Consider the following 7438-nt stretch of genomic DNA (forward strand, 5'->3'; position numbering starts at 1 on the left):
TGCCCTCGGGCACCAGCTTGTCGGCGTTCGGGTTGCCGGTGGTGGCTTCCTGGAAATAGCGGTCGGCACTGCCCTGCTGCATCGCGCCAATGCTGCCCATGCCGCGGTAGCTCTTGTAGCTGCGGCCCTGGAACAGAATCACTTCGCCGGGGGCTTCCTCGGTGCCGGCAAACATGCCGCCCATCATCACAGTGCCTGCGCCGGCGGCAATCGCCTTGGCGATGTCGCCGCTGTAACGGATGCCGCCGTCGGCAATCAGCGGCACGCCGGTACCGCGCAGCGCCATCGCCACGCTGTCAATCGCCATGATCTGCGGCACACCCACACCCGCAACGATGCGGGTGGTGCAAATGGAGCCGGGACCAATACCGACCTTGACCGCATCGGCGCCCGCTTCCACCAGGGCCAGCGCCGCAGCGCCGGTGGCAATGTTGCCGCCGATCACATCGACCTGCGGATAGTTCTTCTTGACCCAGCGCACGCGCTCGATCACGCCGTGGCTGTGGCCGTGGGCGGTGTCGACCACGATGGCATCGACCCCGGCCCGCACCAGCGCCTCCACGCGCTCTTCGGTGCCTTCGCCGACACCCACGGCCGCACCCACGCGCAGGCGGCCCGAGGCATCGCGTGCGGCATTGGGGAAATTGGTCTGTTTGGTGATGTCCTTGACGGTGATCAGGCCCTTGAGTTCAAAGTCGTCGTTGACCACCAGCAGGCGTTCAAGCTTGTACTTGTTGAGCAGGGCCTTGGCTTCGGCGGCAGACGTGCCTTCCTTGACCGTGATCAGCTTCTCGCTCGGCGTCATGATCTGGTGCGCCTTGACGTCGTAGCGGGTCTCAAAGCGCAGGTCGCGGCTGGTCACGATACCCACCACCTTGCCGCCGTCGCAGACCGGAAAGCCCGAGATGCCGAGTTGTTCGGACAGCTCCAGTATCTGCAGCACGGTGTGTTCGGGCGTGATGACCACCGGGTCACGCACGACGCCAGACTCATAACGCTTGACCTTGGCCACATGGGCGGCCTGTTCCTTGGGCGTCAGGTTCTTGTGAACAATGCCGATTCCACCCTCCTGCGCAATGGCAATGGCCAGCCGGGCTTCGGTGACCGTGTCCATCGCAGCCGAAACCAGGGGCAGGTTCAGGCGGATGTTTCTTGAGAACTGGGTGGAAAGCGAGGTGTCCTTGGGCAGGACCTGGGAGAACGCTGGCACCAACAATACGTCGTCGAAGGTGAGCGCTTTGCCGAGTAGGCGCATAGGGATGGCTCCAAAAACACGATTGTACCCGCGCCGGTCGGTACAAACCCTAGCGCCGAAAGTCTTCCCTGCCGCGTTACAAAAAGGCCACGCCAGGCGGCGTCCATCCTCGCATGCAGGAGCGCAACCAGTACACTGATCCCATGGAACTGAAAATCACTCCCAAACACCTTGTTCTGCTGATTGCCGGCTGGACTTTTGCCCTGTCGGCCGCCGCCCAGTGGCAGTGGATTGGCAAGGACGGCCGCAAGGTGTTCAGTGACCGTCCGCCCCCCTCTGACATCCAGGACAAGGACATCCTCAAGCAGCCCGGCGGCCGGCGTGGCGCCAAGGCGTCAGTAACAGCCACCGAGCCTGCCGAGGGTGCCCCGCTGGCTGCAGTCGCGGGGACACCTGCGAAAGCAACTCCCCCGAAGATTTCCGGCAAGGATGCAGAATTGCAGGCCAAAAAGAAAAAACTGGAGGAAGAGGAGGCTGCCAAGAAAAAGACGGAAGAGGAAAAAGTGGCTAAAGCCAGAGCCGACAGCTGTGAAAGGGTCAAAAAGGGCTTGGCTTCCGTCAATTCGGGAGACAGGTTATCCACGCTCAACGCCAAGGGTGAGCGCGAGTTCATGGACGACAGCGGACGTGCCGCCGAAAGCAAGCGCCTGCAGGCGATCATGGACAGCGACTGCAAGTAGGTAGCGAGCCGGTCTCTTTCAGTACCCGGCCTTGGCCCCTGCCCTTTTTTTGGCAAACAGCCCCGATTTCTTCACGCCCTGCTTGCTGAAACGTTCGCGCCGCGCAATCTTCGGGTCCACCCGCAGCGGGCGGTAGATCTCCAGCCGGTCCTGCTGGTGCAATTCGTGGCGCAAAGTGGTTTTCCGGCCCCAGATACCGACCCCAAGCCGGCCTGCCGCCAGCTCCGGAAACTCGGCCAACAGGCCGCTGGCTGCAATGGCCTGCGCCACGGTGCTGCCGGTCGGAAGCGTCAAATGCCACTCGCGCACTTCCCGCGGTCCGGGCGAATACAGCAGCGAAATATCCAGCAGCACCATGACGTTCAGGCCGCGGCCTCGCCATAAACCTGGGTGGCCCTCTTGACAAAGGCATCCACCAGGCTGCCGGCGATCTTTTCAAACACCGGGCCCACCAGCGCTGCGAGCGCCGCGTTGTCGAAATCGTAGCGCAGGGTCAGATCAACCTTGCAGGCGCGTTGGCTGCCGTCACCCAGGGGTGTGAAGTCCCAATCGCCGTCCAGCTTTGAAAAAGGGCCGTCCACCAGCTTGAGAGAGACCTGGCGGTCAGGCACATGGGTGTTGCGGGTGGTGAAACTCTGGTGGATACCCGCAAACGCGATACCGACCTTGGCTGTCATGCCCTGCGCGTCTTCTTCCGCCACCTTGGCCTGGTCGCACCAGGGCAAGAACTGCGGATAGCTGGCGACATCGGTGACCAAGGCGAACATTTCGGCTGCGCTGTACCAGATCAAAACGGACTTGTGAACGGTTTTCATACAATCATGGGCTGCGCTCGATTGTATTAGCCGATGCCGCCCTTACCTCTTACCCATGGCCACCAAAGAAGCATCCACCAAAAAACCGGCCGCCGCGTCATCCGGAAAGTCCACGGGCAAGCCCGCCATCAACCTGACACCCAAGGCTGCCGCCGCTGCCGTGCGTATTGCCGACAACAAGAAGGCCACGTTCAATTACCACATTGAAGAACGCTTCGAGGCCGGCATGGTGCTCGAAGGCTGGGAGGTCAAGTCGCTGCGCGAGGGCAAGGTGCAGCTGACCGACGGTTACGTGGTGATCCGCAACGGCGAACTGTTCCTGATCGGCTGCCAGATCAACCCGCTCGGGACCGCGTCCACCCATGTCCGGCCCGACTCGGTGCGCACCAAGAAGCTGCTGATGCACAAGGACGAAATCCGGCGCCTGATCGGCAAGATCGAGCAAAAGGGCTTCACGCTGGTGCCGCTGAACCTGCACTGGAAGGCCGGCAAGGTCAAATGTGAGGTGGGCCTGGCCAAGGGCAAGGGCGAACATGACAAGCGCGACACCATCAAGGACCGCGAAGGCAAGCGCGAGGTCGAGCGCGCGATGAAGTCGCGCAGCCGCTGACTTCCCTGTCTTTCAGAAATATTCTGCAGGGCCGGGAATAAACTGGCGCTCAAAGGTGTTTGTGGGGTGGCAGAGCTGCTCTGCCCAACCCACCTACCGGAGCTCACCATGAAATTCCTGACCATCGCCGTCCTCACCGCTGCCCTTCTCGGCGGCTGCGCCTCCGTGACCAGCCCCCCGCCCGCCAAAGTCGCCGATGGCGTGCTGGTCGGCCCGAACGGCATGACGCTGTACACCTTTGACCGCGATGTCACGGGCAGTGGCAAGTCCGTCTGCAATGGCCCTTGCGCCACCAACTGGCCGCCGCTGCTGGCCGCCGACACGGACAAGGCCTCGGGCGACTACACGATCATCACGCGCGACGACGGCAAAAAACAGTGGGCCATGAAAGGCAAGCCGCTGTACTACTGGGTCAAGGACACCAAGGCCGGCGACAAGACCGGTGACGGCGTGCAGAACGTCTGGCACATCGTCAAGCCCTGAATTTGCAGGCCGGGTTGAACGCCATCCATGGATCGTTCCGAGTTGATTGCACAGATTCCCGGGCTGCGGCGCTACGCCCGCGCGCTGACCGGCGATGCCTGGGCCGCCGACGACCTGGTGCAGGACACACTGGAACGCGCCTGCAGCAAATGGCGTCTCTGGACGGCCGGGTCCGATCTGCGGGCCTGGCTGTTCACCCTGATGCACAACCTGTTCATGAACCAGCGGCGCAGTGCGGCGCGGCAACTGCAGGCGGGCCCTGCGCTTGACGTGGATGAACTGGCCAACACGCTGGCAGCACCCGATGGAAGGCAGGACCAGGCTCTGGACCTGCAGCGTTGCCTGCTCCGGCTGCCCGAAGACCAGCGTGCCGTGCTGCTGCTCGTCAGCCTGGAAGACATGAGTTACGAGCAGGTCGCCCGCGTGGTGGGCGTGCCGCTGGGCACCGTCATGTCGCGCCTGTCGCGGGCACGCACCCGCCTGCGTGAGCTGATGGACAAACCGGCGCAGTTTCAGGCGGCCACAGACAGCCCCGGGAACGTTTCGGCCTTGCGGCGACTCCCCTAACAAGCCCACACCATGGACGCTTCAAGAACACCTCCCCTGCCCCACGACGAGCTCAATGCGCTGGTCGATGGGCAACTGACAGCCGGACAGCGGGCAGCCGCCATGGCACGCGTTGCGGACGATCCCCTGGTGGGTGAAACCTTGAAAGCCTGGCAGGACCAGCGTGAGGCGCTGCGCGGCCTGCACCAGAAGCTGCTGGACGAGCCCATTCCCGAAACCTTGCTGGCGACCGTGCAACGCAGCACCCGCGAGCGGCAGGCGCTGGACCCGTGGTGGCGCTGGGGCGGCATGGCCGCTGGCGTGCTGCTGGCCTTTGCCGTCGGCTGGACGGCGCACGGTCAGCTCGGTAGCAAGGCCTCTTATGCCGCAGGCCATGCAGCACGCGCCAGCCAGGCTTTTGCGCACCAGGCCACGCTGGCCCATGCGGTGTTTGCGCCGGAAGTGCGGCACCCGGTGGAAGTCGGCGCGGCCCAGCAGGACCACCTGGTGCAATGGCTGTCCAGACGCCTGGGTAAACCGGTCAAGGTGCCCCTGCTGTCCAGCCAGGGCTATGAGCTGGTGGGTGGCAGGTTGTTACCCGGAGATGACGGTGCCCGCGCGCAGTTCATGTTCCAGAACGCTGCGGGCGTGCGCGTGACCCTGTACCTGGGGGCGCTTGAGGGCAGCCCTGCGGCAGGCAAGCCGGTCAGCGCGGAGACCGCTTTCCGTTACAGCAGCGACGGCCCAGTGCCGGCGTTTTACTGGACCGACCAGGGCTTTGGATATGCCATGAGCGGCCCGGTCGCGCGTGAGGAACTGATGCGGCTGGCCGAGCTGGTCTACCAGCAGCTTTAGGGCTGCTTCACTGGAGGTCGCGCAGGGGATGCGCTTCGGCCGCCCAGGGACTGGCGAAAAACGCCTGCACCATCTGCGGCTTGACATCTTCAATGTGGGCCGGGTTCCACTTCGGCGTGTAGTCCTTGTCAACCGCCAGCGCACGTATACCCTCGACCGTCTCGCTGGCCGCGCCGGGGCGGAGGTGGAAGCAGTGGTGCACCATGTCGCGCTCCATGCGCAAATCGTCCGCCAGGCTCATGCTGCGGGCGCGGCGAATCTGCTCCAGGGTCACATGCAGCATCAACGGTGAACGTTTGCGCAGCACGACAGCGGTCTTTTGCGCCCAGTCGTCGTCCTTCGCGGCTTCCAGGGCGTCGACGATGTGTTTCACCCGGGCCAGCGAAAAACAAGCATCAAATCTGCTCTCAGCCCTTTCAGGACGGGCGCCACCAGCTACAAAATTGGTAGCAATCCATTGCTCGGCCGCGGAAACATCGGAAAAGGCCTGATCCCCCAGCTGCTGCCACAGACCCGGCAGACTGGCAGCGGGCCGCTCGATGTCGGCCAGGCCGTAAGCGAGCGCCTCGCCCGCACCAATCACCACCCCGGTCAACGCCAGGTACTCCCCCACACTGCCCGGACAGCGGCTCAGGAAGTAGCCACCGCCGACATCGGGAAACAGCCCGATGTTGGTTTCCGGCATGGCCATCTTGGTGTGTTCGGTCACGATACGGACCCTGGCACCGACACTGATTCCCATGCCGCCGCCCATCACCACACCGTCCATGAAGGCAATGTAGGGCTTGGGATAGTTGTGGATCAGGTGGTTGAGGCGGTATTCCTCGGTGAAAAAAGCGTCCAGGTCCGAATCACCGGCCAGCGCGGCCTGGTGAAAAAAGCGGATGTCGCCGCCGGCGCAAAATCCGCCGAACAGGCTCTCCGGCGTGCCGGGTCGCCCCGCCTTGTTGGTCCCGCGAATGGCCACAGCCACCACGGCCGCATCACCCTGCCATGCTGTCAGCGCCGCCGTCAGGTCGCGCACCATGGACAGCGAGAGCGCATTGAGCGCCTTGGGCCGGTTCAACGTGATGAAGCCGACACCCCCGCGCACCTCGGTCAGGATGTCGCTGTGGGTCGGTGTATGTGTTGTTGTCTGGTTCATGCTCTCTGTCTCCATCCCATCAATTCATTGGCAACCAGCGCCCCGATAACCAGCAGGCCGCCGGTCAGCACGCTGGCAGCAGGCACCTCGCCCGCGCCGGCCCAGGCCAGCAGAATGCCGAAAATGATCTCCAGCAGCGCCAGCAAGGCCATCTCGGGCGCTTTCAGCACCCGGGCACAAACCACCGACAGCACGCAGGGGATCGCCAACTGGACCAGGCCCAGCAGGGCCAGCAGGCCGATGTCATGCGGCGTCGCGACAAACGGAAACGCCAGCGGCAGCGTGAGCAGCGATGAAATCGCAGCGCCCACCAGCACGGCCGGCACCAGGTCGATTTTTTCGCCATGCGCCTGGCTGCGCTGCACCACGGTCCAGTTCACGGCCGCAGCCATGGGCACCAGCAAGGCCACCAGCGTGCCGGCGAGCTGCCCCGCACCGGCACCCAGACTCACCTGGCTGCCGTGCATCCAGGCAATGCCCACACCCGCGACGGCAATGGCCACCCAGGTCCGGGGCGGAATGCGGTGGCCGATGAAGACCCGAGCGACCAGGGCCGTGATGAACGGCCCCACCGCCATGGTGACCAGCACATTGGCCACGCTGGTCATGGTCAGCGCCAGCATGAAGGCGGTGAACATGATGCTCCAGCAGACCCCCGACAGCCACAGGAAGCGGCCCGCATGGCGGATTCTGGAGAACACCACGCGCCCCTGGAACAGCGGCAGGATGACCAGCAGCGACAGCAGCGTGAAAAAACTGCGCCAGAAGGTCACTTCGAAACTTCGCGCGGATTCAAGATGGCGCGTCACCACGCCGGCGATCGACCACATCAGCGTGATCGCGATCATCAGGAGTACGGCGCGACTGTGCGTCAGTTTCATGGTGTCCAAAAAAAGAAAAAAGGCGGGCAGGCACCCAGGTGCCCGCACCGCCTTTTGATTTTTTAGCGGCCGGAGCGCTTGCGCTCGCTCTCTTTGAGGTAACGCTTGCGCAGGCGGACCGACTTGGGCGTGATCTCGACCAGCTCGTCGTCCTCGATGAACTCGACGC

The 7438-nt window shown here is 63.8% G+C and carries 11 protein-coding genes; 5 read left to right on the plus strand and 6 right to left on the minus strand.

Annotated features, from left to right (window positions below; translation table 11 throughout):
* Positions 1–1255: IMP dehydrogenase (gene guaB / locus PSV33_RS18135; protein ID WP_300563914.1), on the minus strand; the 1255-nt coding region annotated here is incomplete at its 3' end.
* A gap of 143 nt (positions 1256–1398) precedes the next feature.
* Between guaB and PSV33_RS18140 the strand changes: the two genes are divergently transcribed.
* Positions 1399–1935 (plus strand): DUF4124 domain-containing protein, encoded by a 537-nt coding sequence (locus PSV33_RS18140; RefSeq protein WP_300561286.1) that lies wholly within the window; start codon positions 1399–1401, stop codon positions 1933–1935.
* Positions 1936–1953: 18 nt separating this feature from the next.
* Here PSV33_RS18140 and PSV33_RS18145 read toward each other — a convergent pair whose 3' ends face one another.
* Entirely contained in the window at positions 1954–2292 is a 339-nt protein-coding gene (locus PSV33_RS18145) for an RnfH family protein (protein ID WP_300561289.1), read from the minus strand.
* 5 nt (positions 2293–2297) lie between these two features.
* A complete protein-coding gene (locus tag PSV33_RS18150; RefSeq protein WP_300561291.1) occupies positions 2298–2750 on the minus strand; it encodes a type II toxin-antitoxin system RatA family toxin in 453 nt (150 codons plus the stop codon).
* A 55-nt stretch (positions 2751–2805) separates the two neighbouring features.
* Between PSV33_RS18150 and smpB the strand changes: the two genes are divergently transcribed.
* From smpB to PSV33_RS18170, 4 genes are all read left to right on the plus strand, one after another.
* Positions 2806–3360 carry an SsrA-binding protein SmpB gene (gene smpB / locus PSV33_RS18155; protein WP_300563916.1) on the plus strand — a complete coding sequence of 185 codons (555 nt, stop codon included), beginning with the start codon at positions 2806–2808 and terminating at the stop codon, positions 3358–3360.
* Positions 3361–3468: 108 nt separating this feature from the next.
* Positions 3469–3843: a hypothetical protein gene (locus tag PSV33_RS18160; RefSeq protein ID WP_300563918.1), complete on the plus strand. Its 375-nt coding sequence runs from the start codon at positions 3469–3471 to the stop codon at positions 3841–3843.
* Positions 3844–3870: 27 nt separating this feature from the next.
* Positions 3871–4410 carry a sigma-70 family RNA polymerase sigma factor gene (locus tag PSV33_RS18165; RefSeq protein ID WP_300561299.1) on the plus strand — a complete coding sequence of 180 codons (540 nt, stop codon included), beginning with the start codon at positions 3871–3873 and terminating at the stop codon, positions 4408–4410.
* A gap of 12 nt (positions 4411–4422) precedes the next feature.
* The gene (locus PSV33_RS18170) at positions 4423–5244 is read left to right on the plus strand and encodes an anti-sigma factor (protein WP_300561303.1); all 822 of its coding nucleotides are present in this window, start codon (positions 4423–4425) and stop codon (positions 5242–5244) included.
* Between the two features lie 7 nt (positions 5245–5251).
* On the opposite strand, the gene PSV33_RS18175 is transcribed toward PSV33_RS18170, so the two are convergent.
* From PSV33_RS18175 to PSV33_RS19880, 3 genes are all read right to left on the minus strand, one after another.
* A complete protein-coding gene (locus tag PSV33_RS18175) occupies positions 5252–6388 on the minus strand; it encodes an enoyl-CoA hydratase/isomerase family protein (RefSeq protein WP_300561305.1) in 1137 nt (378 codons plus the stop codon).
* Positions 6385–7269 (minus strand): DMT family transporter, encoded by an 885-nt coding sequence (locus PSV33_RS18180; protein ID WP_096662802.1) that lies wholly within the window; start codon positions 7267–7269, stop codon positions 6385–6387. Before PSV33_RS18180 ends, PSV33_RS18175 begins: the two co-directional genes overlap by 4 nt.
* A gap of 62 nt (positions 7270–7331) precedes the next feature.
* A partial coding sequence (locus tag PSV33_RS19880; RefSeq protein ID WP_366945609.1) for a hypothetical protein occupies positions 7332–7438 on the minus strand: 107 nt, incomplete at its 5' end.

The organism is Polaromonas sp., assembly GCF_029945895.1.
In the GTDB taxonomy this organism is placed as follows: domain Bacteria; phylum Pseudomonadota; class Gammaproteobacteria; order Burkholderiales; family Burkholderiaceae_C; genus Polaromonas.